Source organism: Kribbella sp. NPDC002412 (assembly GCF_053592935.1).
Map to the genome: position 1 here is coordinate 24643 of NZ_JBSFBL010000057.1, position 24048 is coordinate 48690.

General features: G+C 69.5%; 26 protein-coding genes. 11 read left to right on the top strand and 15 right to left on the bottom strand.

What is annotated here, in order from left to right; genetic code table 11:
- The first annotated feature begins 122 nt into the window (after nucleotides 1–122).
- Nucleotides 123–914 carry a sigma-70 family RNA polymerase sigma factor gene (locus ACWCOV_RS33945; RefSeq protein ID WP_449833445.1) on the top strand — a complete coding sequence of 264 codons (792 nt, stop codon included), beginning with the start codon at nucleotides 123–125 and terminating at the stop codon, nucleotides 912–914.
- 7 nt (nucleotides 915–921) lie between these two features.
- On the opposite strand, the gene ACWCOV_RS33950 is transcribed toward ACWCOV_RS33945, so the two are convergent.
- Genes ACWCOV_RS33950 through ACWCOV_RS33970 form a run of 5 tightly spaced genes read right to left on the bottom strand, consistent with a single transcriptional unit; the run spans nucleotide 922 to nucleotide 6505 of the window.
- The gene (locus ACWCOV_RS33950) at nucleotides 922–3276 is read right to left on the bottom strand and encodes a phosphoketolase family protein (protein ID WP_449833446.1); all 2355 of its coding nucleotides are present in this window, start codon (nucleotides 3274–3276) and stop codon (nucleotides 922–924) included.
- A 13-nt stretch (nucleotides 3277–3289) separates the two neighbouring features.
- A complete protein-coding gene (locus tag ACWCOV_RS33955; RefSeq protein WP_449833447.1) occupies nucleotides 3290–4462 on the bottom strand; it encodes a zinc-dependent alcohol dehydrogenase in 1173 nt (390 codons plus the stop codon).
- Nucleotides 4462–4785 carry a plasmid stabilization protein gene (locus ACWCOV_RS33960; protein ID WP_449833448.1) on the bottom strand — a complete coding sequence of 108 codons (324 nt, stop codon included), beginning with the start codon at nucleotides 4783–4785 and terminating at the stop codon, nucleotides 4462–4464. Before ACWCOV_RS33960 ends, ACWCOV_RS33955 begins: the two co-directional genes overlap by 1 nt.
- A 52-nt stretch (nucleotides 4786–4837) precedes the next feature.
- On the bottom strand, nucleotides 4838–5443 hold the full coding sequence (locus ACWCOV_RS33965; RefSeq protein WP_449833449.1) for a flavodoxin family protein: 606 nt from the start codon (nucleotides 5441–5443) through the stop codon (nucleotides 4838–4840).
- A 51-nt stretch (nucleotides 5444–5494) separates the two neighbouring features.
- Nucleotides 5495–6505 (bottom strand): DNA topoisomerase IB, encoded by a 1011-nt coding sequence (locus ACWCOV_RS33970; protein ID WP_449833450.1) that lies wholly within the window; start codon nucleotides 6503–6505, stop codon nucleotides 5495–5497.
- 89 nt (nucleotides 6506–6594) lie between these two features.
- Between ACWCOV_RS33970 and ACWCOV_RS33975 the strand changes: the two genes are divergently transcribed.
- From ACWCOV_RS33975 to ku, 3 genes are all read left to right on the top strand, one after another.
- Complete coding sequence (locus ACWCOV_RS33975) at nucleotides 6595–6768, top strand: CsbD family protein (protein ID WP_449833451.1); 174 nt, start codon at nucleotides 6595–6597, stop codon at nucleotides 6766–6768.
- A gap of 87 nt (nucleotides 6769–6855) precedes the next feature.
- Nucleotides 6856–7722, top strand: coding sequence for a hypothetical protein (locus ACWCOV_RS33980; protein ID WP_449833452.1), 867 nt, complete (start codon nucleotides 6856–6858; stop codon nucleotides 7720–7722).
- Between the two features lie 37 nt (nucleotides 7723–7759).
- Entirely contained in the window at nucleotides 7760–8656 is an 897-nt protein-coding gene (gene ku, locus ACWCOV_RS33985) for a non-homologous end joining protein Ku (protein WP_449833453.1), read from the top strand.
- A 37-nt stretch (nucleotides 8657–8693) separates the two neighbouring features.
- On the opposite strand, the gene ACWCOV_RS33990 is transcribed toward ku, so the two are convergent.
- Entirely contained in the window at nucleotides 8694–9575 is an 882-nt protein-coding gene (locus ACWCOV_RS33990; protein WP_449833454.1) for a LysR family transcriptional regulator, read from the bottom strand.
- A 73-nt stretch (nucleotides 9576–9648) separates the two neighbouring features.
- On the opposite strand from ACWCOV_RS33990, the gene ACWCOV_RS33995 reads away from it, so the two are divergent.
- Entirely contained in the window at nucleotides 9649–10311 is a 663-nt protein-coding gene (locus ACWCOV_RS33995; RefSeq protein ID WP_449833455.1) for a type 1 glutamine amidotransferase domain-containing protein, read from the top strand.
- Here the strand turns inward: ACWCOV_RS33995 and ACWCOV_RS34000 are convergent.
- The 3 genes from ACWCOV_RS34000 to ACWCOV_RS34010 all read right to left on the bottom strand — a co-directional run bounded on the left by ACWCOV_RS34000 (nucleotide 10295) and on the right by ACWCOV_RS34010 (nucleotide 13039).
- Complete coding sequence (locus ACWCOV_RS34000) at nucleotides 10295–10939, bottom strand: hypothetical protein (protein ID WP_449833456.1); 645 nt, start codon at nucleotides 10937–10939, stop codon at nucleotides 10295–10297. The genes ACWCOV_RS33995 and ACWCOV_RS34000 overlap by 17 nt on opposite strands.
- 109 nt (nucleotides 10940–11048) lie before the next feature.
- Nucleotides 11049–11711, bottom strand: coding sequence for a DUF6766 family protein (locus ACWCOV_RS34005; protein WP_449833457.1), 663 nt, complete (start codon nucleotides 11709–11711; stop codon nucleotides 11049–11051).
- Nucleotides 11712–11740: 29 nt separating this feature from the next.
- Nucleotides 11741–13039 (bottom strand): MFS transporter, encoded by a 1299-nt coding sequence (locus ACWCOV_RS34010; protein ID WP_449833458.1) that lies wholly within the window; start codon nucleotides 13037–13039, stop codon nucleotides 11741–11743.
- A gap of 96 nt (nucleotides 13040–13135) precedes the next feature.
- On the opposite strand from ACWCOV_RS34010, the gene ACWCOV_RS34015 reads away from it, so the two are divergent.
- Both ACWCOV_RS34015 and ACWCOV_RS34020 read left to right on the top strand, forming a co-directional pair.
- On the top strand, nucleotides 13136–13609 hold the full coding sequence (locus ACWCOV_RS34015) for a MarR family winged helix-turn-helix transcriptional regulator (RefSeq protein ID WP_449833459.1): 474 nt from the start codon (nucleotides 13136–13138) through the stop codon (nucleotides 13607–13609).
- A gap of 18 nt (nucleotides 13610–13627) precedes the next feature.
- Nucleotides 13628–15730, top strand: coding sequence for a thiamine pyrophosphate-dependent enzyme (locus ACWCOV_RS34020; RefSeq protein WP_449833460.1), 2103 nt, complete (start codon nucleotides 13628–13630; stop codon nucleotides 15728–15730).
- Here ACWCOV_RS34020 and ACWCOV_RS34025 read toward each other — a convergent pair.
- Entirely contained in the window at nucleotides 15723–16199 is a 477-nt protein-coding gene (locus ACWCOV_RS34025; RefSeq protein ID WP_449833461.1) for a DnaJ family domain-containing protein, read from the bottom strand. The two genes, ACWCOV_RS34020 and ACWCOV_RS34025, sit on opposite strands and share 8 nt — an antisense overlap.
- A gap of 63 nt (nucleotides 16200–16262) precedes the next feature.
- Between ACWCOV_RS34025 and ACWCOV_RS34030 the strand changes: the two genes are divergently transcribed.
- Complete coding sequence (locus ACWCOV_RS34030; RefSeq protein WP_449833462.1) at nucleotides 16263–16844, top strand: hypothetical protein; 582 nt, start codon at nucleotides 16263–16265, stop codon at nucleotides 16842–16844.
- A gap of 3 nt (nucleotides 16845–16847) precedes the next feature.
- Here ACWCOV_RS34030 and ACWCOV_RS34035 read toward each other — a convergent pair whose 3' ends face one another.
- Both ACWCOV_RS34035 and ACWCOV_RS34040 read right to left on the bottom strand, forming a co-directional pair.
- Nucleotides 16848–17510 carry a hypothetical protein gene (locus ACWCOV_RS34035; RefSeq protein ID WP_449833463.1) on the bottom strand — a complete coding sequence of 221 codons (663 nt, stop codon included), beginning with the start codon at nucleotides 17508–17510 and terminating at the stop codon, nucleotides 16848–16850.
- A gap of 142 nt (nucleotides 17511–17652) precedes the next feature.
- Nucleotides 17653–19002, bottom strand: a complete 1350-nt coding sequence (locus ACWCOV_RS34040; protein WP_449833464.1) for an aromatic amino acid lyase — start codon at nucleotides 19000–19002, stop codon at nucleotides 17653–17655.
- A 97-nt stretch (nucleotides 19003–19099) separates the two neighbouring features.
- Here ACWCOV_RS34040 and ACWCOV_RS34045 point away from each other — a divergent pair, with 97 nt between their 5' ends.
- Nucleotides 19100–19816: a YqeB family protein gene (locus ACWCOV_RS34045; protein ID WP_449833465.1), complete on the top strand. Its 717-nt coding sequence runs from the start codon at nucleotides 19100–19102 to the stop codon at nucleotides 19814–19816.
- Here ACWCOV_RS34045 and ACWCOV_RS34050 read toward each other — a convergent pair.
- The 3 genes from ACWCOV_RS34050 to ACWCOV_RS34060 are packed head-to-tail and all read right to left on the bottom strand — an operon-like array spanning nucleotide 19813 to nucleotide 21360.
- On the bottom strand, nucleotides 19813–20199 hold the full coding sequence (locus ACWCOV_RS34050; RefSeq protein ID WP_449833466.1) for a pilus assembly protein CpaE: 387 nt from the start codon (nucleotides 20197–20199) through the stop codon (nucleotides 19813–19815). The genes ACWCOV_RS34045 and ACWCOV_RS34050 overlap by 4 nt on opposite strands.
- 55 nt (nucleotides 20200–20254) lie before the next feature.
- The gene (locus tag ACWCOV_RS34055; RefSeq protein ID WP_449833467.1) at nucleotides 20255–20638 is read right to left on the bottom strand and encodes a hypothetical protein; all 384 of its coding nucleotides are present in this window, start codon (nucleotides 20636–20638) and stop codon (nucleotides 20255–20257) included.
- A gap of 26 nt (nucleotides 20639–20664) precedes the next feature.
- Nucleotides 20665–21360 (bottom strand): D-alanyl-D-alanine carboxypeptidase family protein, encoded by a 696-nt coding sequence (locus ACWCOV_RS34060; RefSeq protein ID WP_449833468.1) that lies wholly within the window; start codon nucleotides 21358–21360, stop codon nucleotides 20665–20667.
- A 294-nt stretch (nucleotides 21361–21654) separates the two neighbouring features.
- Between ACWCOV_RS34060 and ACWCOV_RS34065 the strand changes: the two genes are divergently transcribed.
- A complete protein-coding gene (locus ACWCOV_RS34065; protein WP_449833469.1) occupies nucleotides 21655–23016 on the top strand; it encodes a sensor histidine kinase in 1362 nt (453 codons plus the stop codon).
- On the top strand, nucleotides 23013–23753 hold the full coding sequence (locus tag ACWCOV_RS34070) for a response regulator (RefSeq protein WP_449833471.1): 741 nt from the start codon (nucleotides 23013–23015) through the stop codon (nucleotides 23751–23753). The genes ACWCOV_RS34065 and ACWCOV_RS34070 overlap by 4 nt, the downstream gene beginning before the upstream one ends.
- The last annotated feature ends 295 nt before the right edge of the window (nucleotides 23754–24048 follow it).

The window sequence follows — 24048 nt, forward strand, 5'->3', positions numbered from 1 at the left end:
CCCAGTTCAAACACCTGTAACACCTCAGGGGTTGAAAGCAACGGCTGAGTTTGATCTGGTGGAGGGAGTGGTTCAGCCGTGACGCCACTCCTGCAGGACGACACACGACGAGGTCCCTCACCGTGACGATCGCACCTGTAACACCTGCCGATCCGAAGCAGCGGATCGCCGAAACCACTCACGAATTGTTGCTCGAGGCCGATTGCACCCCTGACCCACGCCACCAGGAACTGCTCGACGAGGTCGTGCTCCTGAACGCGCCGGTGGCCCGGTCGATCGCCTCGCGCTACCGCAGCAAGGGCGTCGACCCCGACGACCTCGAGCAGGTCGCGTACCTCGGTCTGGTGAAGGCCGCCAACGGCTACCGGCTCGACGCGTCCACAGCCTTTCTCTCGTACGCCGTGCCGACGATCCGGGGCGAGCTGAAGCGGTACTTTCGCGACTGTGCCTGGACTGTCCGGCCGCCGCGCCGGGTTCAGGAGATGCAGGGCTCGATCGCGGCCGCCGAGCCGGAGCTGACCCAACGCCTCGGGCACCTCCCGACGAATAAGGAGACCGCCGAGGCGCTCGGCACCGAGGCCGGCGAAGTGGTCGAGGCCACCTCGGTCCGCGGCTGCTTCACCACGCTCTCCCTCGACGCGCCCGGCACCGTGGACGGCGGCACCAGCCTGCTCGACACCGTCGCCGACGCCGAGGAGGGCTACGAACTGGTCGAGAACGTCCACACCCTGACGCCGGCCGTCGCCTCGCTGGGCGACCGCGACAAGCGCATCCTCGAGCTCCGGTTCCGCAACGGCCTCACTCAGGAAGAGATCGGCAACGAGCTGGGCGTCAGCCAGATGCAGGTCTCCCGCCTGCTGCGCGGCATCCTGGATCGCTTGCGCAGCGAGCTCTCGGCGACGATGACCAAGTAGCTCCCGATCAGGAGGTCCAGCGCCACTCGCGGACCTCCGGCAGGTCTTCGCCGTACCTGGTGACGTGGGCGCGGTGCCGCACGCGCTGGTCGGCGAAGTGCTGCCGGGTCGCCACCGCTCGGCTCCCGAGTGACGGGACCCTGTCGATCACGTCCATCGCCAGGTGGTACCGGTCGAGGTTGTTGAGCACCACCATGTCGAACGGCGTGGTCGTCGTACCCTCCTCGATGTAGCCGCGGACGTGCAGGTTGTCGTGCCCGTGCCGCCGGTACGTCAGCCGGTGGATCAGCCACGGGTAGCCGTGGTAGGCGAAGATCACCGGTTTGTCCGTGGTGAACAACGCGTCGAACTCGGCGTCCGGCAGCCCGTGCGGATGCTCGATCGGGTCCTGCAGCCGCATCAGGTCGACGACGTTGATCACCCGGATCCGCAACCCGGGCAGGTGCTCCCGCAACAGGTCGACCGCGGCCACCGTCTCCAGCGTCGGTACGTCGCCCGCGCAGGCCATCACCACATCCGGGTCGCCCTCGTCGTTGCTGGCGAAGTCCCAGACGCCGATCCCGCGAGCACAGTGCAGCGCGGCCGACTCCCAGTCCAGCCAGCTCGGCTGCGGTTGCTTGCCTGCAACAACGACATTCACGTAGTTCCGGGTCCGCAGGCAGTGGTCCATGGTGGACAGCAGGGTGTTCGCGTCCGGCGGGAGGTAGACCCGGACCACCTCGGCCTTCTTGTTCACCACGTGGTCGATGAACCCCGGATCCTGGTGCGAGAACCCGTTGTGGTCCTGCCGCCAGACGTGCGAGGTGAGCAGGTAGTTCAGCGACGGCACCGGCCGGCGCCAGTCGAGCCGGTTGATCGTCTTCAGCCACTTCACGTGCTGGTTGACCATCGAGTCGACGATGTGCACGAACGCCTCGTACGACGAGAACAGCCCGTGCCTGCCGGTGAGCAGATACCCCTCCAACCAGCCCTGGCAGGTGTGTTCGCTGAGGATCTCGAACACCCGGCCGTCCGGCGCGAGATGCACGTCGGTGTCCAGCCGTTCCGCCAGCCACGCCTTGTCCGTGGCCTCGTAGACGGCGTTCAGCCGGTTCGACTCGGTCTCGTCCGGGCCGAACAGCCGGAGATTGTCCGGATTCAGCCGGAAGGCGTCTCTGAGGTAGGCAGCGAACACCTTCGTGGCTTCGCCGTCCTCCGCCCCCGGTCGCTTCACGGGTACGGCGTACTCCTCGACCGGCGGGAGCTCGAGGTCACGCGTCCGCTCGTTGCCCTTCGACCCCATCCGCAGCTCCGGACCGGGCGCGAGATCGTGCAACAGCTGGACCGGACGGCCTTCCTCGTCGAACAGCTCCTCCGGCCGGTAGCTGCGCAGCCAGGACTCCAGCTGCCGCAGGTGTTCCTCGTTCTTCCGTACGCCGGACACCGGCACCTGATGCGATCGCCAGGTGCCCTCCACCAGCTGGTCGTCGACCGTGTGCGGTCCGGTCCAGCCCTTCGGCGTCTTGAGCACGATCATCGGCCACGCCGGCCGGGCCGGGCGCTCCGACGCCGTCCGCGCCTCCAGCTGGATCTCGTCGATCCGGTCCATGCAGTGGTCCAATGCGGCGGCCAGCGCCTGGTGCACGGTGGCCGGATCCGAACCCTCGACGAGGTAAGGCTCGTGACCATACCCCTGCAGCAACGCGGTCAGCTCCTCGTCGCCGATCCGCGCCAGCAGCGCCGGGTTCGCGATCTTGTAACCGTTGAGGTGCAGGATCGGCAGGACGGCGCCGTCGCGCACCGGGTCGAGGAACTTGTTCGAGTGCCACGACGTCGCGAGCGGCCCGGTCTCGGCTTCACCGTCGCCGACGACACAGGCGACGACGAGGTCCGGGTTGTCGGCGGCGGCGCCGTACGCGTGGCTCAGCGAGTAGCCGAGCTCACCGCCCTCGTTGATCGATCCGGGGACGTCAGCCGCCACGTGGCTGGGGACCCCGCCGGGGAACGAGAACTGCTTGAACAGCCGCGTCATCCCGCGCTCGTCCTGCGTGGTGTTCGGGTACGCCGCCGTCCAGCTCCCCTCGAGCCAGGTGTTGGCCACGATCGCCGGCCCGCCGTGGCCCGGCCCGATCACGTACATCAGCTCGCGTTCGCGCTGCCGGATCACCCGGTTGAGGTGTGCGTAGATCAGGTTGAGTCCGGGCGTCGTACCCCAGTGTCCGAGCAGCCGGGGCTTGATGTGCTCCGGCCGCAACGGCTCCTTGAGCAGCGCGTTGTCGAGCAGGTAGATCTGCCCGACCGAGAGGTAGTTGGCTGCTCGCCAGTACGCGTCGAGGCCTTGCAACTCCTCGTCGCTCAGCGGGGTGGCGTCGATCTGTTGCACGAGTTCCTCCGGGTCAGGGCGTCAGCAAAACCTTCACCGCGCCGTCGCGCTTGTGCTGGAACATGTCGTACGCCGCCGGTCCGTCGGACAACGGCAGGTGATGGGTGGCGAAACCGTCCACCCGCAACGGATCCTCGTCGCCGAGCAGCTCGAGGATCTGGTCCGACCAGCGATGCACGTTGGCCTGGCCCATCCGGAGCTGGATCTGCTTGTCGAAGATCGTCAGCATCGGCAGCGGGTCGGCCATCCCGCCGTACACACCGATCAGCGAGATCGTGCCGCCCCGCCGGACGATCTCGACCGCGAGGTACACCGCGGCCAGCCGGTCCACGCCGACGGTCTGCATCACCTTGCGCTGCAAGGCATCCGGAAGGTAGCCGGCCAGCTGCTGGCTGACCTTCGCCACCGGGGAGCCGTGGGCTTCCATGCCGACGGCGTCGATCACCGAGTCGGGGCCGCGTCCTTCGGTCCGGTCCTTGATCAGGTCCGCGACCTCGTCGCCGTACCGGAGCACCTCGACGCCGTACTGCTCGGCGCGCGCGAGCCGCTCGGGCACCAGGTCGACACCGATCACCCGATGCCCGCGATGGAGGGCGATCCGGCAGGCCATGTCCCCGATCGGGCCGAGCCCCAGGACGACCAGCGTCCCGCCGGCCGGGATCGCGGCGTACTCGACCGCCTGCCACGCCGTGGGGAGTACGTCGGACAAGTAGATGAACCGCTCGTCCGGCGGTCCGTGCGGCACCTTGATCGGGCCGTACTGGGCCTGCGGGACGCGCAGGTACTCCGCTTGTCCGCCCGGAACCTGCCCGTAGAGCTTGGTGTAGCCGAACAGCGCGGCGCCCATGCCCTGCTCGCGCACCTGCGTCGTCTCGCACTGGGTCTGCAGGTCGCGGCTGCACATGAAGCAGGTGCCGCACGCGATCTGGAACGGGACGACGACACGGTCGCCAGGCTTCAGGTTCGGGACCTCGGACCCGGTCTCCTCGACGATGCCCATCGCCTCGTGGCCGAGAATGTCGCCCGGGTCGAGGAACGGGGCCAGCACCTCGTACAAGTGCAGGTCGGACCCGCAGATCCCGGTTGTCGTCACCTTGACGACGGCATCGGTCGGTTCCAGGATCCGCGGGTCCGGCACGTCGGTGAACTCGACCGTGCGCTTGCCCTGCCAGGTGAGAGCCTTCACTACCGACCTACCGCCTTCTCGAGCTCGGCCTTGCTCATCTTCGAGCGACCCTTGATGTTCTTCTGCTTGGCCTCGTTGTAGAGCTGCTCCTTGGTGCGGCCCTGGGAGCCGCTGTGCGAGCGGAGCCCGCCCCGGCGGCCCGAGGAGATGTCGTGGGTGGAGCTGCGGCTCTTCTCCTTGGCCTCGCCGGCCCTCGCGCGCTCCTTGTTCACGGTGCGCGCCGCGATCTCCTCCGCGGTGTCCTCGCTCCGGCCGCGTTTCTTCAGCCCCGCCTTGATGTGCTCGTACTGCCGCTCACGCTTCCGGTTCGATCCTGCAGGCATCATCTACTCCTTTCACGCCGCCCGCCCGGTACCCGTTGGCCCCGCGGAACATTCAGCTCGGCGGCGCCGGCACGGGGTTCGCCGCCAGCGCTTTCGCGACCGCCACCAGGTTGCCGACCATGGCTCGTCCGGTCTTCGCCGACCACTCGTGCCCCTCGTCGGTCTCGGAGTAGCTCGGTCCCGGCCCAGGTCCCTTGTTCCAGTACGTCCAGGACTGCCCGGGGATCGTGTAGCCGATGTCCACCAGGCCGCCGCTGATCTCGGAGATCACGTGGTGCGCGCCGTCCTCGTTGCCGGTGACGATGACCCCGGCGACCCGGTTGTACGCGACCGGCCGGTCCTCGTCGTCGGTCTCGCTCAGCATCGCGTCCAGCCGCTCCAGCAGCCGCTGCGCGATCGACGACGGCCGCCCGACCCAGGTCGGGGTGGCGACGATCAGGATGTCGCTGTCCAGCAGCTGCTGGTGGATCCCGGGCCAGTCGTCCCCGGTCCCCTCGTCGCTGCTCACGCCGGGCTTGATGTTCAGGTCCGCCAGCCGGACGCGGTCGACGTCGACCTTCTGCTGCTGCAGCGCGTCGACCACGACATCGGCCAGCTGGTCGGTGTTCGACTCACTCGGTGACGCCTTCAGGGTGCAGTTCAGGACCAAGGCCCGCATCACGGCTCCTCCCGTTGGAACAGACCTGGCCGGTGCCCCGCGGGTGGCCGCCTATTCGTTCCTGGTGAGCAGCCGCGCCACCGAGCGTTCCAGGCCTTCCCGGGTGTCCTCGTCGTTCAGGTCGTCGCCGTGCCGGTTGACCGCAGCCGCGATCGTCCGCCCTTCCTCGTACTGCGTGACGACGCGGGGATCGACGTACGACGACCTGGCGACGGCCGGTGTGTTGCCGAGGTGGTCGGCGACCTCGGCGAGCATCTCCTTCACCGCGGCGTTGAGGGCCTTCTTGGTGGTCGGCGGGTCGGCCTGGGCCAGGTCGACCGCGGCGTGCACGGTGGCGGTCCAGGTGCGCAGGTCCTTCACGGTGAAGTCGTCACCGACCAGCTCCTGGAAACGCTCGTTGATCATGGTCGCGTCGATCCCGTGGTAGCCGTCGTCGTCGCGGTAGACCAGCAGCTCCGGCTCGTCGTGCCGGGCGCGTCTGAGCGACGAGACCGCCTCGACCAGGTGGTCGTCGTCGAGCTCGACCACCCGGTCCACCCCGCCCTTGGCGACGAAGTCGAACACCACCTTGCCCTTGCGGACACAGACGTCGTCACGCAGCAGGGTCGCCGCGCCACGGCTGCCGTGTTCCTCCGCGTACTCGGTGTTGCCGGTCCGGAAGACGCCGTAGTCGAGCATCCGCAGGGCGACCGCGAGGACCCGTTCGCGGTCGATCCCCTTGCGGCGCAGGTCGCGGTCGACCGCCTCGCGGAACTCGGGCAGCTTGCGGGCCAGGCGCAGTACCCGGTCGTGCTTGCCGGCGTCCTGGGTCGTCCGCCAGTCGTCGTGGTACAGGTACTGCCGCCGGCCGGCGTCGTCGGTGCCTGTGGCCTGCAGGTGACCGTTCGGATACGGACAGATCCAGACGTCCTTCCAGGCCGGTGGGATGGCCAGCATCCGGATCCGTTCCAGCGTCTCCTGGTCGGTGACCCGCTTCCCGTCCGGATCGAGGTAGCTGAACCCACGGCCGTGGCCCCGCCTGGTCAGGCCGGGGCCGTCCGGATCGCTGCGTCGTAACCGCATACCGTCCGATACCCGCCCCGCATGCATGGATCCCGGTTCCGCGGGCACCCGGACGGCAAGGAAAGCCCGAACCCGTGAAGGAGAGACCGATGGGTATCGGAGACAAAGCCAAGAACGCCGCCAAGGAAGCCAAGGGCAAGGTCAAGAAGGAGACCGGCGAGGCGACCGACAACCGCGATCTGCAGGCGAAGGGCGACACCGAGCAGTCCGTGGCCGCGCTGAAGCAGGCCAAGGAGAAGGCGAAGGACGCCTTCAAGAAGTAGTCGCCACGCAGACCAGCCGCCCCGGCGCAAATCCCCCGCGCGCCGGGGTGGTTCTGCGTACGGCGGAGTTCCGGTAGCGTCGGTGCCGTGGACTTCGAAGAGGCAGCCGACGCCCTGTACGCGGCCCCGGCTGCCGACTTCATTGCTACCCGCAACGAGCTGGCCAAACAGCTGAAGGCGGACGGCGACCAGCTCGGATCGACCCGGTTGAAGGCGATGCGGAAGCCGACGGTCGCCGCCTGGGTGACGAACCTGGCCGCCCGTGAGCTGCCCGACGAGCTGGACGACCTGCTCGCCCTCGGGGACGAGTTCCGCGAGGCGACCGCGGACCTGGACGGCGAGCGCCTGCGCGAGCTCACCCCGAAGCGGCACAAGCTGCTCGACAAACTGGCCAAGGACGCCACGAAACTGTCCGAGAAACAAGGGCAGAAGGTCAGCGCGGACGTCGGCCAGAAACTGCGCGAGACCCTCGACGCGGCGCTGGTGGATCCAGCCGCGGGCGACGCCGTACGGGAAGGCCGCCTGAGCAGCGCGCTGCGGCACGTCGGGTTCGGGGTCGTCGACGAGAGCGGCGAACCGACCATCGTCACTCCGCTCACCGACGAACGCCGCCGGCGGGCTCGCGACCGGCGCAAGGCGGAGACTGCGGCCGAGGAGGAAGAGTCGGCTGCCGCTCGGCGCAAGCGGGAGAAGGCCGAGCGTGCGGAAGAGGAACGCGAGGCCAAGGAGAAGGCGAAGGCCAAGCAGGCGCTGGAGGACGCGGTCGCGGCCGCCCAGGAGGCCGAAGCGAGGGTCGAGGACCTGGACAACCAGCTCGACGAGGCCCGCGAGGCGCTCGCCGACGCCCAGGAGCTGGTACGGCGCGTCGGCACCGAGCTGGACGAGGCCCGCCGGGCCGCCCGGGACGCGCAGAAGGAGAGCCGGGAGGCGCGGAAGCGGTACAACCGCCTCTGAGGTGGGTACCGGGCCGGGCGTCGGAGAGGAGCGCGCGATGGCACGGTCGATCTGGAGTGGATACATCAACTTCGGGCTGGTCTCGGTCCCGGTCGGGCTGTACAGCGCGACCCAGGAGCACGAGGTCGACTTCCACCAGTTCCAGGAGGGGACGTCGGACCGGATCCGGTACAAGCGGGTGAACGAGCGGACCGGCCGCGAGGTGGACTACGACAAGATCGTGAAGGGCCACGACGTCGGCGACGGCGAGCACGTCATCGTCGAGCGCGAGGAGCTCGAGGACATCGCCCCCGGCAAGTCCCGCTCGCTGGAGATCTCCACTTTCGTCGACCTGGACGAGATCGACCCGATCTACTTCCAGAAGAGCTACTACCTGGGCCCGTCCGACAAGGAGAACAAGTCGTCGTACGCGCTGCTGCGGGACGCGCTGAAGAAGACCAACCGGGCCGGGATCGCCAAGTTCGTGATGCGCGGCAAGGAGTACCTGGCCACGATCCGGGCCCAGGGCAAGGTCCTGGTGCTGGAGACGATGTACTTCGGCGACGAGATCCGCGACCCGGCCAAGGAGCTCGGCGACCTGCCGGCCAAGTCCACCGCCGGCAAGCAGCTCTCGATGGCGGCCGACCTGATCGAGGCGATGAGCGGCGAGTGGAAGCCGAGCGCCTACAAGGACACCTACACCGAGCGGGTGAAGAAGCTGGTCGCGGACAAGCGCAAGGGCAAGGAGGTCGTGTTCAACGAGGAGGAGCCCGAGGCCACCTCGTCGACCGACCTGGTCTCCGCGCTGCGCGCCAGCGTCGAGGAGGCGCGCAGCCGCCGTACCTCCGGCAAGTCGGCCGCCAAGAAGACCAGCCCCCGGAAGAAGACCGCGAAGAAGGCGGCGGCCAAGAAGTCCACCGGCAAGAAGGCGTCCAGCCGCAAGAAAGCCGCCTGACCGCGCACCACGCACACTGACCTCCTGCCCGGCGACATCAAGGGTGCGCTAGGCGTCTGATCAGCTCGTCTCGTATGACGGCGGCTGGGCTGCGGGGGCCCGCGTCCGAGCGGGTGGCCAAGTACAGGGTGTTCAGGGGTGGGAGCTCGGGCTCGGACAGGAGGACCAGCTCGCCGGAGGACAAGGCCTCGTTGCAGAGATAGGTGGGTAGCACGCTTGCGCCTGCGCCGGCGCGTACGGCGGCCAGGACGCCGCGTAGGTCCGGTACGACGAGATCCACCGTCCGCGTCAGCCGCGTGCCGAAGACGCTGCGCCAGTAGCGGCGGATGATCGGGGCCTCCTCGGCGTACGCGACGAGCGGGATCTTGCGGAGTGGTTCGGGTGCCGTGACCGGTGTGCCGGTGGACCAGCGCGGGGCGGCAACGAGAGCGAAAACCTCGTCGTAGAAGGGGGTCACGCGCAGACCTGGCCGGCGGGGGCGGACCGAGCTGATCACCAGGTCGAGGCTGCGGTTGAGCAGGCGATCGAGCAGGTCGTCCGGCATCCCGAACGTCGTTCGCACCTGCAGGCCGTCCGCGAACCGGTCGGCAAGCGCGGGCAGGATCTGGTGACACAGGAAGTCCGCGGGCCCACCGAGGTGCACCGTTGCCGCGACCGGCACGTCGAGCTCGTCCCGTACGAGCCCCTGCAGTGCGTCGATCGGCTCGGCGATCCGTCTCGCCAACTCGTCGCCCGCGCTGGTCGGCCGGACGCCGCGAGGCAGCCGCTCGAAGAGTGGGCGGCCCAGCGCAACCTCGAGGGACTTGAGCTGGGCGGTCACGGTCGGCTGGGACAGCCCGAGCGTCTCCGCACCCGCGGTGATCGACCCGGCCCGATGCACGGCCAGAAACGTCCTGAGCAGCTCGAGCGATGGCCCCATATCAGGAATCTTATGGCTAACTGCCGCTTCACCTATTGGTTTCCGATGGCAAGACCACCACATCATGGACGGCATGACTCGCGTACTCATTGCTCTCACCAGTCACTCCGCGCTCGGAGACACCGGGCGCAGCACCGGCTTCTACGTCTCCGAGGCCGCCGAACCCTGGGCGGTGTTCACCGACTCCGGGTTCGACGTCGACCTGGTCTCGGTGGCCGGCGGGCGTCCGCCGCTCGACGGGCTGAACGAAGACGACCCGATCCAGCAGAAGTTCCTCGCCGCCGTCGACCTCGACCACACCCCGACCGCGGCCGGGCTCGACGCCTCGTCGTACGACGCGATCCTGTTCGCCGGCGGCCATGGCACGATGTGGGACTTCCCGAACGACCAGGCGCTGGCTTCGCTCGCGGCTGCCATCTACGAGCGCGGCGGGGTGGTCGCGGCCGTCTGCCACGGCCCGTCCGCGCTCGTGAACCTGAAGCTGTCCGACGGGTCCTACCTGGTCGACGGCAAGAACGTCGCCGGCTTCACGAACGCCGAGGAGGAGGCGGTCGGCCTGACCGACGTCGTCCCGTTCCTGCTGGCCGACACCCTCACCGCGCGCGGCGCGATCCACCACCCGGCCGCGAACTTCACGCCGCAGACGATCACCGACGGCCGCCTGGTCACCGGCCAGAACCCGCAGTCCGCCGAGTCGACGGCCCGCGCGGTCGTGGAGGTTATTCGCCGGGGGTAGGGAGTAGGTACGTGCTCGGGTTGGCGGGGGCGCCGGCGTCGATCCAGCGGTGGAAGCCGTCGGGGTTGCGGCGTTCGAACTCGTCGAGGCAGATCCGCCGTACCTCGGCCACTGCCTGGCGGTCGCGCGGCCCCGCGCCCTGAGCCAGCGTGGTGGCGGTCTCGGTCCAGACGCCGCAGAGCTCCTCGATGCTGAGCGGGCACTGCAGGGCGGCGATGAGCTGCTCCTCCTCCTGCAGCTGCAGCTCCGTCAACCGCGCGACCTTCCGCTGCCGGCGCGACGGGCGCTCCCGGCGCTCCGGTGTCACGAGCTCGATCACGATGAACAGGCCGGCGACGACCAGCGCCACCGCGAGCCCGACCGCACCCCATGCCAGCAACCGCACCAGCCCCGGCAGACACAGCACCCCGGCGGCGGCCGCCGCCGCGACGATCACCGCGGATTGGTACGGCGCATCATCCGCGACGTAACGAATCACCGCCGCCAGCGGCCACACGAGCGCGAACACGACGACCAGCAGAATCGAGGCGGCCAACGGGCCCAGCAGCAACACCCCGGCGAGCACGCCAGTGGTCCCGACTCCGAGACCAGCTGCGATCACTACCCGCCGCAGCAGCGGCGAACGCATCACCGGACCTCACCCACGACACACCTCACGTGAACCCGCCCCACCACCACAGACCTACCCCCAGAACGAACGGCTGCTCGTCACCGTTCCCACCGAAGGGCGCGGCCAATCAGGCGCCGGTCTCCGAGTGTGGCGCGTGCACGGGCTTCGACTGTGCGGACCGCCGTTGACGCAGGTAGATCGACCCGCCGACGATCGCGGCCACCGCGAGGAACTCGCTCTGCCAGTTCTGGAACGACTCGTACCAGAACTGCGACGTCTGCAAGTACTCCCAGGTGGTCACCGGCTCGCCACCGTGCAGCCCCTGTTCCTCGCTGAACGCCGCCGCACCCGTGACCGCGTGCAGCCAGAACGACAGCAGGAACACCAGCCCGAAGGCGATCGCCAGCGAGTTCTCGTACAGCCACAGCAACGCCTCGGACCCGTGCCGAACCGGCCACGGCGCCTGCCGGTCGTTCCGGTGCTCCCGCGGGTCCTCGTCCTGCGGAGCGGGCTCGCCGATCGGCCGTGACTCCGCCGACCCCTTCTGCACCAGGTACGCCGTCAGCAGGACGTACATCCCCATCTGCAGGAACTCGGACTCCCAGTTCTCGAACACCGCCTCACCGAAGGACGACGAGACGACGTACTGCCCGAGGCTCTGCGGCGGCTGCCCGTGGTCGGCCAGCTCGGCGTTCTCCTGCGCGTGCCCGGTGAGCAGCAGTCCCACCAGGAACAGCAGGAAGAGCACGAGGTTCACCGTGAGCAGCGCCCGCAGGCGGATCCATCGCATGCGGGCCCGGTACCCCGATCTCAACCGGTTCAGGCAGCGGTGGGCGCCGGCTCCTCGTGGTCGAGCGGGTGCGCGATCTCGTCCGACGGCATCCGCCCGAAGTACACGACCAGGACGGACACCACCGCCGGCCCGATCCCGGCGACCAGGAACACGGCCGTCAGCCCCAGTACGGCGCCCGCCGGGCCGGCCAGCGCCATCGACACCGGCATGAGCAGCAGCGAGACGAAGAAGTCCAGGCTGGCGATCCGCCCGCGTAGGTGGTCCGGCACCCGGCGCTGCAGCAGCGTCCCCCAGATCACCATCGCCGCCGAGCTCGTCAGGCCGACCACGGCCGCACCCGCCATCATGATCCACAGCTCGCGAGCGAACCCGAGCACGACGATCGGCAGCGACCCGAAACCCCACAGCAGCGTCAGCACCGTCAGGTACCGCCGCGGCAGACTCCGCGACGAGATCAGCAACGCACCGGCCGCCCCGCCGACCCCGAACGCTGCCAGCACCAGGCCGAAGTCACCCGGCCCACCACCGAGCTGATCCTTGACGGCGAACGGCAGCAGCACCTCGAGTGGCCCCAGGATCAGCAGCACGAACACCGTGCCGAACAGCAGTGACGCCAGCAGCCAGCGGGTCTGCCGTACGTACCTCCAGCCTTCGCGCAGATCACCAAGGATCGACTGCTTCGCACGCTCGTGCTCAGCGTCCTCGACCTCACCCGGCTCGACCGGCTCGAAGCCGGTGGACGGGATCCGCATCGCGAGCACGCACCCGGCGGAGAAGAAGTACGTCAGCGCGGTCACCAGGATCGCGACCCCGGGTGACAGCGCCGCGATCGCCAGACCGCCCAACGCGGGCCCGGTCGCCTGCTGGGCCAGCGGCCGCAGCATGCCCTCCAGGCCGTTCGCCGCGAGCAACTCGTCGGCCGGCAGCAGCCTCGGCACCAACGCCGTGTACGCCGGAATCAGGAAGGCCTCACCGGCTCCGATCAGCACCGCCGCAGCGGCCAGGTGCCAGATCTCCAGCGTGCCGGTCAACGCCAGCCCCGCGACGACCAGCAGCACCAGGCCGCGTACGCCGTCCGCCGCGATGATCACGCTGCGCTGGGACAACCGGTCGGCCGCGATCCCGCCGAAGAGCACGCAGACGACCAGGCCGATGCTGTACGCCGTCGTCACCACCGACAACTGGACCGGCCCACCGCCGAGCTCGATCACCTGCCAGGCCAGCGCGACCAGCCACAGGCCGCTGCCGAGCAGCGCGACCGCCAAGCCCGTCCACAGCAGCCGGTAGTCCCGGCGCCGCAGCGGCTGAACCGCTTTCCAGCTCACGTCGTCCTCCCCAAGGTCGTCTCGAGGGATCATACACAGACGAACAGTTCACATGTCAACTGTTGCGATGCGCATCAGTCGTCGTACACTCTCACCATGCCGACGACGATGAGCACCGAGCAGCTCGGCGCCTGGCGGGCGATGTACCGCGCGGACACGCTGCTGTTCACGCATCTCGACAACACTCTGCGCTCCCGGCTGAAGATGGGCTACTTCGAGCACGAGGTGCTGCGGATCCTCGACCAGGCCGGCGGGCGGCTGCGGATGGCGCCGCTGGCCGAGCAGCTGATGATCTCCCGCAGCGGCTGCACCCGGCTGATCGGCAAGCTCGAGGACAAGGACGGCTGGGTGGTCCGCCGGAACACCCCCGAGGACCGCCGGGCCACCTGGGCCGAGCTCACCGAGGCCGGCCGGGAGGCGCTCGCGGCTGCCCAACCTGTGGTCGAGGCTGTGGTGTCGACGTTCTTCGCCGATCATGTATCAGATGAGGACCTTCGCCGCGCGAGCAGAATCCTGGACGTTCTGGCCGACGCGAACCCGAACGACGACGGGTTCGACTGCGGGCTCTGAGACGCCGGGCGGCCGGTCGTGACCAGCGTCGACGAGCGGTTCGCCGACCGGATCCGCGGGCTCAAGCCGACGCCGGGCGACCTCTCGGAGGAGGTCCTGCGCAGCCTGTACGACGCCCAGCTCGGCAGCCGGCACGCCGACCTGGCCGCCCGCTGGATGCAGTCCCAGGGCCAGGGGTTCTACACGATCGGATCGGCCGGCCACGAGGGCAACGCCGCCGTTGCCGCGGCCCTTCAGCCCACTGACCCCGCCCTGCTGCACTACCGGTCGGGGGCGTTCTACCTGGCCCGCGCCGAGCAGTGCGGCTCGAAGGAAGGGCTGCGCGACATCCTGCTCGGCGTCGCGGCCGCCACCGCCGAGCCGATCGCGGGCGGCCGGCACAAGGTCTTCGGCCGGCACGACCTGGCGATCATCCCGCAGACGTCGACGATCGCGTCCCACCTGCCGCGCGCGATGGGTGTCGCGTTCTCCATCTCGCGGTCGGCGAAACTCGGCGTGCCGTCGCCCTGGCCGCACGACGCGATCGTGGTGACCAGCTTCGGCGACGCCTCGGCGAACCACTCGACCGCGACCGGTGCGATCAACGCCACCCTGCACGCGTCGTACCAGGGCCTGCCGATGCCGTTGCTGCTGGTCTGCGAGGACAACGGGATCGGGATCAGCGTGCGCACTCCCGAGGGCTGGATCCGGCAGGCATACGGGCAGCGGCCCGGCCTGCGGTACTTCGATGCCGACGGCACCGATCTCGCCGCCGCGCTGTCGATGGCGACCGAGGCCTCGACCTTCGTCCGGCGGAACCGCCGGCCGGCCTTCCTCCGGCTCCGCACCGTCCGGCTGCTCGGCCACGCCGGCTCCGACGTGGAAGCGGCGTACCGCTCGCCTGCCGAGCTGGCCGCGGACGAGGAGCTCGACCCACTGCTCGGTACGGCGCGACTCCTGCTGGGAGCCGGTTACACGCCCGACGACGTGATCGAGCTGTACGAGGACAAGCGGTCCGAGGTGATGCGGATCGCCGCCGAGGTCTCGGGCCTGCCGCAGCTGTCCTCCGCGGAGGCGATCGCCGCCCCACTGCGCTTGCCTGATCCGAAGCGGGTGTCGGATTCCCTGCCCCGAACCAACACAACCACAGAGCGGCTGACCCTGAGCCAGTCGATCAACCGGGCGCTGGCCGACGTACTCGCGTCGTACCCGGAGGCAATGGTGTTCGGCGAGGACGTCGGCCGCAAGGGCGGGGTGTACGGCGTGACCCGCGGACTGCAGAAGGCGTTCGGGCCGGCACGAGTCTTCGACACCCTGCTGGACGAGCAGTCGATCCTCGGGCTGGCGCTGGGCGCCGGAGTCTCCGGGTTGCTCCCGATTCCGGAGATCCAGTACCTGGCCTACCTGCACAACGCCGAGGACCAACTGCGCGGCGAGGCCGCGTCGCTGAAGTTCTTCTCGCAGGAGCAGTACTCGAACCCGATGGTGCTGCGGATCGCCGGCTACGGCTACCAGAAGGGTTTCGGCGGCCACTTCCACAACGACGACGCGATCGGCGTGCTGCGGGACATCCCCGGGATCGTAATCGCGTCACCGTCCCGGCCGGACGACGCGGCCGCGATGCTGCACACCTGCGCGGCGGCGGCCCGCTCGTCCGGCACAGTCAGCGTCTTCCTGGAGCCGATCGCGCTCTACCACCGCCGCGACCTGTACGCCGACGGCGACGACGCGTGGCTGACGCCGTACGGCGGTGAACCGGCGCCGATCGGACGTGCCCGGACGTACGGCGACGGGACCGGGCTGACCATCGTCACCTTCGGCAACGGCGTCCCGATGAGCCTCCGGGTGGCCGCCCGGGTTCCGGGCGTCCGGGTCCTCGACCTGCGCTGGCTGGCGCCGCTGCCGGTCGACGACTTGTTGCGCGAGGCAAACGCCACCGGGCGGGTGCTGGTCGTCGACGAGACGCGCCGGTCCGGCGGTGTCTCCGAGGGCGTCCTGGCCACGCTGATCGACTACGGGTACACCGGTCGACTGGCCCGCGTCGCCAGCCACGACTCCTACGTCCCGCTCGGCGCGGCGGCTCACCGGGTGCTGGTCAGCGAGCGCGAGATCGAGACGGCCGCGCGCGAACTGCTCAGCTGAACAGCTTCTGCCAGATCGACTTCTTCCGCTCCGGCTCCGGCTCGCGCTCTCGGACCCGGGCCGGGTCAGGCCGTTCGGCGCGCCACTGGTCGAGGATCGCCTCCTCGTCGACGGTGCCGACCGGGACGACCGGTCCGGTGGTGTCGCGGATGTTGACCAGGATCCGCCGGTTCAGGTCGGCCAGGTACTCGCGGACGTCGGACTCGCGGCGCATTCCGCGCACCTTGTCGTGGACCTGCTGCTTCTCCTTGCGGAGCAGGACCGCCGGTGGCAGCAGCGCCTCGGTCTCGATGTTCTCGCGGCGGATGAAGTCCTTCACCCACCAGTCCGGATCGTGCGGGCTGGCGAGCTTGGTCAGCGGCTTGCCCGCACCCGCCAGGTTGTCGAACTCACCGGCGTTCTGGGCCCGCTGGAGCTGGGCCTCGACCCAGTCCTGGGTACTCATGCCCGGTGGCTTGCGCTCGGTCATACAGGCACCTCCCGGCGTCGATTCTACCGGCTTGTGAATGCAGTCACAAGGAATACTGGAGGCGTGACCCTGACCGACGAACAGATCGCCGCGATGACGGCGGCCGAACGGCGGGACCTGATCCTGCGACTCGCGCGCACCTCGAGTCCGATGATCCCGCTGCGAACGATCGAGCGGATCCGCAAGTGGCGGACTGTGCTGATGCTGCTCTGCGCGCTCGCCCTGGTCCCGTGGACCGTCTACCTGGCCGTCACCCTGCCCAGCCACTACTTCGCACGGAACTGGGTCGCCACCTGGGTCGGCTTCGACATCCTGCTGCTCACCATGCTGATGCTGACGGCGATCGCCGGCTGGAAGCGTAAGCAGTTGGTGTTCCCGACCGCGTTCGCCTCCGGCGTGCTGCTGATCTGCGACGCCTGGTTCGACGTGATGACCAGTCAGCGCGGCGCCGACCTCACCCAGGCGCTGCTCAGCGCGTTCCTGGTCGAGCTTCCGCTGGCCTTCGTCCTGATCGCCGGTCCACTCCGGCTGCTGCGGCACGTCGCCGTACGCCACGGGCTGCTCCACCCGCAGAAGCAGCTGTGGCGGATGCCCATCCCGATCCCGGACCTCTACCCGAATCGCAAGCTACCGCCGCAGGACTGAGGCTCAGGGCTCCTCGTTGCGCGGGTCGTCGGCCGGGTTGGTGGGCCAGTTCTCGGGGTCGCACCACTCGGGGTCGTAACCCTGCTGGATGCAGTACTGCCGGATCAGCTCCTCGCGGCTCGGCGGAGTGGTCATGCTCGGCCGCGGCGGGCGGGTGGTCTTGGTCGCGGTCGGCGTCCGGGTCGGCGTGGGCTCGGAGCGATCCTCCGACTCCCGCTCGGTGGTCCGCGACTTGGTCGGCCGCCGGGTCGGGGTCTGGGTGGGCTTCTGGGTCGGAGTCACCGTCGTCTTCTGCACGGGCGGCGGCGCCGGCGTCGACTGCGTGACCTTCGGTGGTACGACGGTCGGCGTCGGCGAACTGTCGTCGACGACATGCACCGCCCGCGTGCCACCGGAGTCGCCGCCGAACAAGCCGATCGCGGACAACGCCCAGAAGTTGACGCCGAGCACGAGGACCATCGCGCCGACCCCGGCGTACATCGCCTTGCGGGTCGGGCCGCCGTACCGGCCGACCGGTCCGCGGACCGGGTTGCCCTTGCCGTCGACCCAGAACCGCCAGCCCTCGGGCGGCGGTGGCCAGGACGGGTCGGGATGCCAGGTCTTGGGCGGGACCCAGCTACGGCGGGGCGGCGACGGCCAGGTCGGCGGGACCACGAACCGCTTCAAGGATCTCCTCCATCTCCGCCGACTTCGGGTGGATCAGGCTAGTGGATGGCATATGACCCAACGACACAGACCCAGCGCAAGCTACTTACGACTTCCGCGCACCCGCGTGTCGCGCTGGCTCTTACGATCAACCCATGGTCGGTCAGGCCTGGAGCACCGACTCGAGCAACCTGGTCAGGTCCTTCCCGAACGGCCGGTCCGCGCCGATCGGCGGTACGACGCTCGCCACGGCGTGCATCAGTTCCTGGAGCCCGGGCGGGATCGGGCGCTTGGACAAGGCGAAGGCCTGGTGGACGGCGAGCAGCTCGCAGGCGGTGACCTCGCGAGTCAGCCGGACGGCCTCGGCGAGCACCCCGACCGCTTCCCAGGAGAAGCTCTGCACGTCCTCCTGACCGTTCGACGTCTCCGCCGTACTGATTGCCGTGGGCAACGTCAGGCGACGGAGGGCGTGGCTGGTGGCGACCGCGCGCTTGTGTACGGCGACCAGCCCGGCCTGTGGACCAGGATCGAGAGCGAGCTGGGCAGGCAGCCCGGTCACCGCCGGATCCAGCAATCGGTGCAGTCGCGCCGTGGAGACCTCGGCGGCGTGGGCGAGCGCCGCGGTCAGGTGATCGCAGTGCGCGGCGAGGTCGATCCCGTGGAAGCCCGCGGTGCCGACGAACTCGCCGTCCAGGTACGCCGGTGAGTCGGTGACCCCGGTGAACGCCCGGTCGACCGCTTCCGCGAGCCGGTCGATGGTCCGCCGGAGATGTGCGTTCACCTGCCCGGCGACGCGGAACGAGACGGGCGCCTGCAGCGACCGCGGCTCGGGCTCGGGGCCAGCCAACTCGCGGAGGCGAGCGAGCTCGTCGGCGAGCACGTCGTCGCCGCGCGCCGCGAGCGGGTGGTAGGGATCGCGGTTCGCGCCGATCACGGCGATCGCGCCGGCGGCGACCGCGGTGAGGTGGTCGGCCAGCCGGCGAGTGCGGGTCACGTGGAGTGCCGCCCGTCCGGTCGCGCCCGGAATGCCGGCCAGCAGCACGATGCCCTCCTTGGGCCCGAGGTCGAAATCGAGCGGACCGAACGCGTGCGCCAGCGGGATGATCTCGCCGGCCGATCCGGCCCCGCCGGCTGGGATCTCGGGCACCTCACCACTGTTGATGTAGGCAACTAACTGCTGGACGAGCTCGACGGAGACGCCCGCGTCGCCGGTCAGGAAGGTGCGCAGGCGGCCGATCAGCACCGCACGCGCCTCGTCGGCCGGCAGCCAGGGCGGACCGCCGACGGCGCGGCCCAGCAGCAGGTCGCGTTGGTGCACGCGCTGCTCGTCCTCGGTGAGGCGACGCTTGCTCAGGGCACCCATCCCGGTGTTCACGCCGTAGACCGGGTCGCCGGCATCGAGGGCGGCCAGCATCTCCGACCGGATCGCGGCGAGGCGCTCGAGCAGCGCAGGCGAGAGCTCGACAGGGTCGGCGCTGGCCGGGTCCAGGTCCGCCGGGTCGGTGATCAGCATCAGTGGAACCGAAGCATCGCGCCGGCGTCCGTCAAGGGGTCCTCCAGTCGTCGTGATTCGATACTAAAGTTTCTCGGCGCCGCGCTATGTTCGGGCCATGGGGCCGACGACGCACACACCCGACCGCACCGTGATCGGGCACTCGACCACGGACAAGGTCGTCCTGTTCGGCGGCTTCCCGCTGGTCGGGCTGGTGCTCGGGTTCTTCCTGCCGCGGATCGCGGACTGGGCGAGCAGCCAGGACTGGGTGCCGTTCCAGGGGCCGCTGAAGCTGATCGCCGGCTGGGACGCCTGGTGGGTCGGCGCGATCTGCATCGTGATCGGGCTGCTCGCCGGGGTGCTGCTCGCGGCGATGGCGCTCGAGGACACGCTCAAGGTGACGATCACCCGGCAGTCGGTGGAGTTCCTGAAGAACCAGAAGACGGTGACGGTGCCGCGGGAGAAGGTGGCGGTCGCGTTCCTGGACGGCAAGGAGATCGTGCTGCAGGACTCGACCTCGCGGGAGCTCGCGCGGGAGAAGCACGACCAGCTGAAGTCCGAGGCCAAGCAGATCCCGGCGGCGTTCCGGACGCACGGCTACCCGTGGTCGGAGAGCGGTGATCCGCACGCCGACCGGTTCCGCCGGTGGGTCGAGGACGAACCCGAGTTGCCGCCGGCGGTGAACGCCGTACTCAAGGCGCGGGCGAAAGCTTTCGACGACGGGGACAAGGGCAAGGCCGACCTCCGTGAGCTCCGGGACGAGGTGTCCAAGCTCGGCTTCACGGTGAAGGACAAGGAGCGCAAGCAGTACTGGAGGCCCGCAACTCCGCGTTAGGCGCCGAGCAGGTGGATGACGGCTTTGGCGTAGGCCTGTTCGGCGTCGTCGGCGGAGTGGGAGCTGTCGGTGAGCTCGACCCGGTAGCCGCCGGGGACGGCCTCGAGGGTGCGGAAGTGGTCGCCGAGGAGGGCGCGGAGCTGCTCCTCGCGCGGGAGCCAGATCACCTCGCGCTGCTCGATGCTGTCCAGGGCCCACTCGGTGGTGCCGTTGAAACCGATCACCTTGCTGCCCTGGTAGTCGTGCACCTCGACGGTCATGTCGCTCACCACGAACACGTCCTCGTCCATGTCCCGGTCCGGCACGATGAAACGGTCCCCCGCCGCGGGCGCCCACAGCACCCCGGCCTTACGCAGTCGCCCGGCCTGCTCGATGGTGATCACTCCTCCATCCTCCCCAAGCGACGCAAACCTCGCAGGTCCGCGCGAGCCGCCCGGGTCAGCGATTCAGTGCTGCACGCAGCTCGGCGGCACGGTGAGCGATCCGGTCGCGGCACTCGGTGGTCAGCGGCAGATCGACCAGCGTGGTCGCCTGCAGCTGGCTCAGCCCGAGCCGCTCCCGCAGCCGACGTACGACGGTCGCCCGGTCCGCCGAGCTCTTCAGCACCTCGGCGACCTCGTCGCGGCGCTCGAACGCGGCCAGGACGCCGTCGTAGATCTCCAGCTGCGTGTACGCCGACCGGTCCGGCTCCGGCACGATCGCCTCCGCTCCCTGCTCGCCTCCGCCGATCACCTGCCGCCACAACGCCGGGACGGTCAACCGGGTGCGGGTGTAACGCCGGGGCAGCGGCTGGGCGTAGGTCAACGGCATGGTCATGGTCATGGTCGGCTCCTGTTCTCGGTGTGGGGTCAGTCGGCAACCGGTCGCGCGTACGGTTCGCGCGGCGGGCACTTCTTGCCGGGGGTGCTCAGCGCTTCGAAGTGCCAGGGTTCGTTGTCGTAGCGGCGGCAGACGCCGTAGCGCCAGCCGTTCTTGTTCAGCCACTGCATGGCGGCCGCCGGGCCGATGTCCACGGCCTTGCCCTCGACGTGCGCGGAGTACTTCGGCGGCAGCACCCACCGGGTCGCCGCCTTGTACGAGCCGTACTTCGCGATCGCCTCGTCGAACAGCCGCTGCTGCTTGGCCTTGGTCCGGCGGCCGGAGGTGATCCGCAGCGTCACGCCGTCCGCCTTCGCGGCGGTCATCGCCCTATTCAGCCGGGACTTCAGGATCGGCGACAGCCCGTTGATGCTCTCCTCGCCGTACACCGGTTTCGTCGGCGACTTGGTCGGGCTCTTGGTCGGGGTCTTCGTCGGCGTCTTGACCGGCTTCCTGGTCCGGGTGGGCGTCGGCGTGACGAGGGTGACCGGCGGCTCGGAGACAGCCGGCGCGTTGACGCTCGAGACGACCGGCTCCTTGTCCGCGGCCAGCCCGAGCAGCTCCCCCACCTGCCCGTGCCAGAGCAGCAGCGACCCCACCGCCAGCGCCACCACCCCGAACCCCGTCACGGACAGCAACCGCATCCGCACCGAGCCGGTGCGGCGCGGCGGCTGTTCGCCGGTCATGGGGCCTCCCGGCCTGGACTGAGGAGCGGAGGGAGCGAAGCGACTGGAGTGACGAGGGAAGGCCGGGAGTCAAAGCCCCATGGCCCGCCGCGACGGAGTCGCGGCATCAACACTGTCATGGGTAGAGCCTCTCGGATTCCGGCGGCGGTCGCATCGGCCCCAGGGACCGTCATCGGGACCCGGAAGTAGGCCCTGAGTATCAAATCGGACGCTCAGCCTCCTCCAAAAGTTGGAGAGACCGCCCGTCCGGGCAGATGAAGCTTCGGCAAACACCGTCTGACTACGCTGGGCGACGTGTGGAGTGTCTGGCGCCGGTTACCGCAGTTGCAGCAGGATCTGCTGCTCGCTGCGGTCATCGGGCTGGGCTGGTTCGCGGCGCTGAGCCTGATCAACGACAGCAGCCTGCGCCCGCAGAACCCGATGGTCTCCGTGGTGACCGGCCTCTTCCTGATCGCCACGGTCGCCTTCGGCCGGCGGACGCCGCGCACGATGCTGGTGATCGTCTCGGTGCTCTACCCGTTCCTGTACGCCGCGGTCGGCACCGGCCTGGCCGCGCAGGTCGGCCTGACGATCTTCGGCCAGCCACAGATCAGCGACGCGGCGCTGCAGTCCGAGATCCACCTGGTCCCGCTCCTCGTCGTCGGGTACCTGGCGGCGTCGAGCGGCGTACGGCGGTTCACCTGCCTGTTCTTCACGATGGGCAGCCTGGCCGGGTTGATGATCGGCCTGCCGACCGTGGTCGCGATCGTGCTCGGCAACGCGAACCGGGCGATCATGTACGGCGACCGCTACCGCAACCTCCCCAGCGACCTGCCGAGCCTCTACAGCTACATCGACGTCTCGCTGTTCGTGTTCGCCGAGGCGCTGATCTGCGGCATGGTGCTGCTCGGCGCGGACGCCCGCCGGCGGCGCAAGAGCGTGGCCCTGCTGGAGCAACGGAACGCCGAGCTGGTCCGGCTGCGCGCGGTCGAGGCCGAGCGGGCCGCCGTCGCCGAGCGGACCCGGATCGCCCGTGACCTGCACGACGTGATCTCGCACCACGTCAGCGCGGTGGTGATCCGGGCCCAGGCCGCCGACCGGGTGGCCGACCAGCGGCCCGAGGTGCTGCGCGAGGCGATTCGCTGGATCATTGCCAGCGGCAAGGAAGCGCTGACCGCGATGCGGGAGACGGTCCGGGTGCTGAACACTGCCTCGCCGGCCGCCGGCGAGGTGCCGGCCGGGTCCGGCGGCGGCACCACGCCGGTCCCGGATCTGGCCGACGTGGCGCGGATGGGCGACCGGCTGAAGGCGGTCGGGGTGGACGTGACGATGACGCTGCCCGCCCGGCAGCGGCAACTCACCTCGGTCACCGACCTGACCGCCGTACGGATCATCCAGGAGGCGCTCACCAACGTGATGGTGCACGCGAAGGCGACCGCGGCTCAGGTGACCTGGCAGAGTGGACCGCAGGGTGAGCTCCTCACCATCGACGACAACGGCAGCGGTGGACCGCCGCCGGTCAACGTGCTGGAGACCGCCCAGCGGAGCGAGAGCGGCCGCGGCAACGGGCTGATCGGGATGCGGGAACGGGCGACGGCGGTCGGCGGCACGCTGGCCGTCGCGGCCGGCCCACTGGGTGGATGGAGGGTGCAGGCATGGCTGCCGCCACAGACGTGACGGACGAGATCAAGGTGCTGGTCGCCGACGACCAGGGTGTGATCCGGATGGGCCTGGCGATGATCCTCGACCACGAGCCCGACCTGACCACGATCGCCCAGGCCGAGAACGGCGAGGAGGCGCTGCGGCTGATCGACCGGTACGACCCGGACGTCGTGCTGATGGACATCCGGATGCCGGTGATGGACGGGCTGGTCGCGACCGAGCGGATCACGACGGCGAACAAGGCGGCCGGCCGGTCGCGTCCCGCCGTACTGGTGCTGACGACGTTCGACGACGAGGCATACGTGCTGAGCGCGGTGCGTGCCGGCGCTTCGGGGTTCCTGCTGAAGGACACCGATCCGGATCTGCTGGTGTCGGCGGTACGCGCGGTGCACCGAGGCGACTCGCTGGTCGACCCGGCGTCGACGCGGGTGCTGCTGGAGCGGTGCATGGAGCTCGAGCGCCAGGTCGGCAGTGGTACGACGGCGCCCGCCGTACCCCAGCCGGACGGTCGCTGGACCGGGCTGCTCGGCCAGCTGAGCGAACGCGAACGCGAGATCCTGGTCTGGATGGCCCGCGGCCTGTCCAACCGCGACCTCGCCACCAAACTCTTCGTCAGCGAGACCACGGTCAAGACCCACGTCAGCAGCGTCCTGTCCAAACTAGGCCTCTCCAGCCGAGTCCAAGCAGTAGTAGTCGCCTACGAAGCCGGCGTAGTCCGCCCCGGCGAAGCAGACGTCCGCTGGGAGTCCTAGGCGAACAAGTACCAACCCACCGCCGCGGCGGCCAGCAAGACGACGATGGTCACGAGCTGGGCTTTGAGAGAGGCCTGGCGGCGGTGGGGTAGGAAGTCTCCGGTCATACAGTCCAGAGTGCGCTGCGGGAGGCCGTCGCTCATCGGTCGCCGGGAGGGTTTCGGGGTACTACCTGAGGAGGAGATGGTTGCCCTGGGCCCCGTCAGTCGGTGCCGAAGTACTCGGCTCGGACCTTCTTGGGGACGCACATGGACCAGGCGTCCAGGATCAGTTCGCGGAGCTCGTCGTAGTCGAG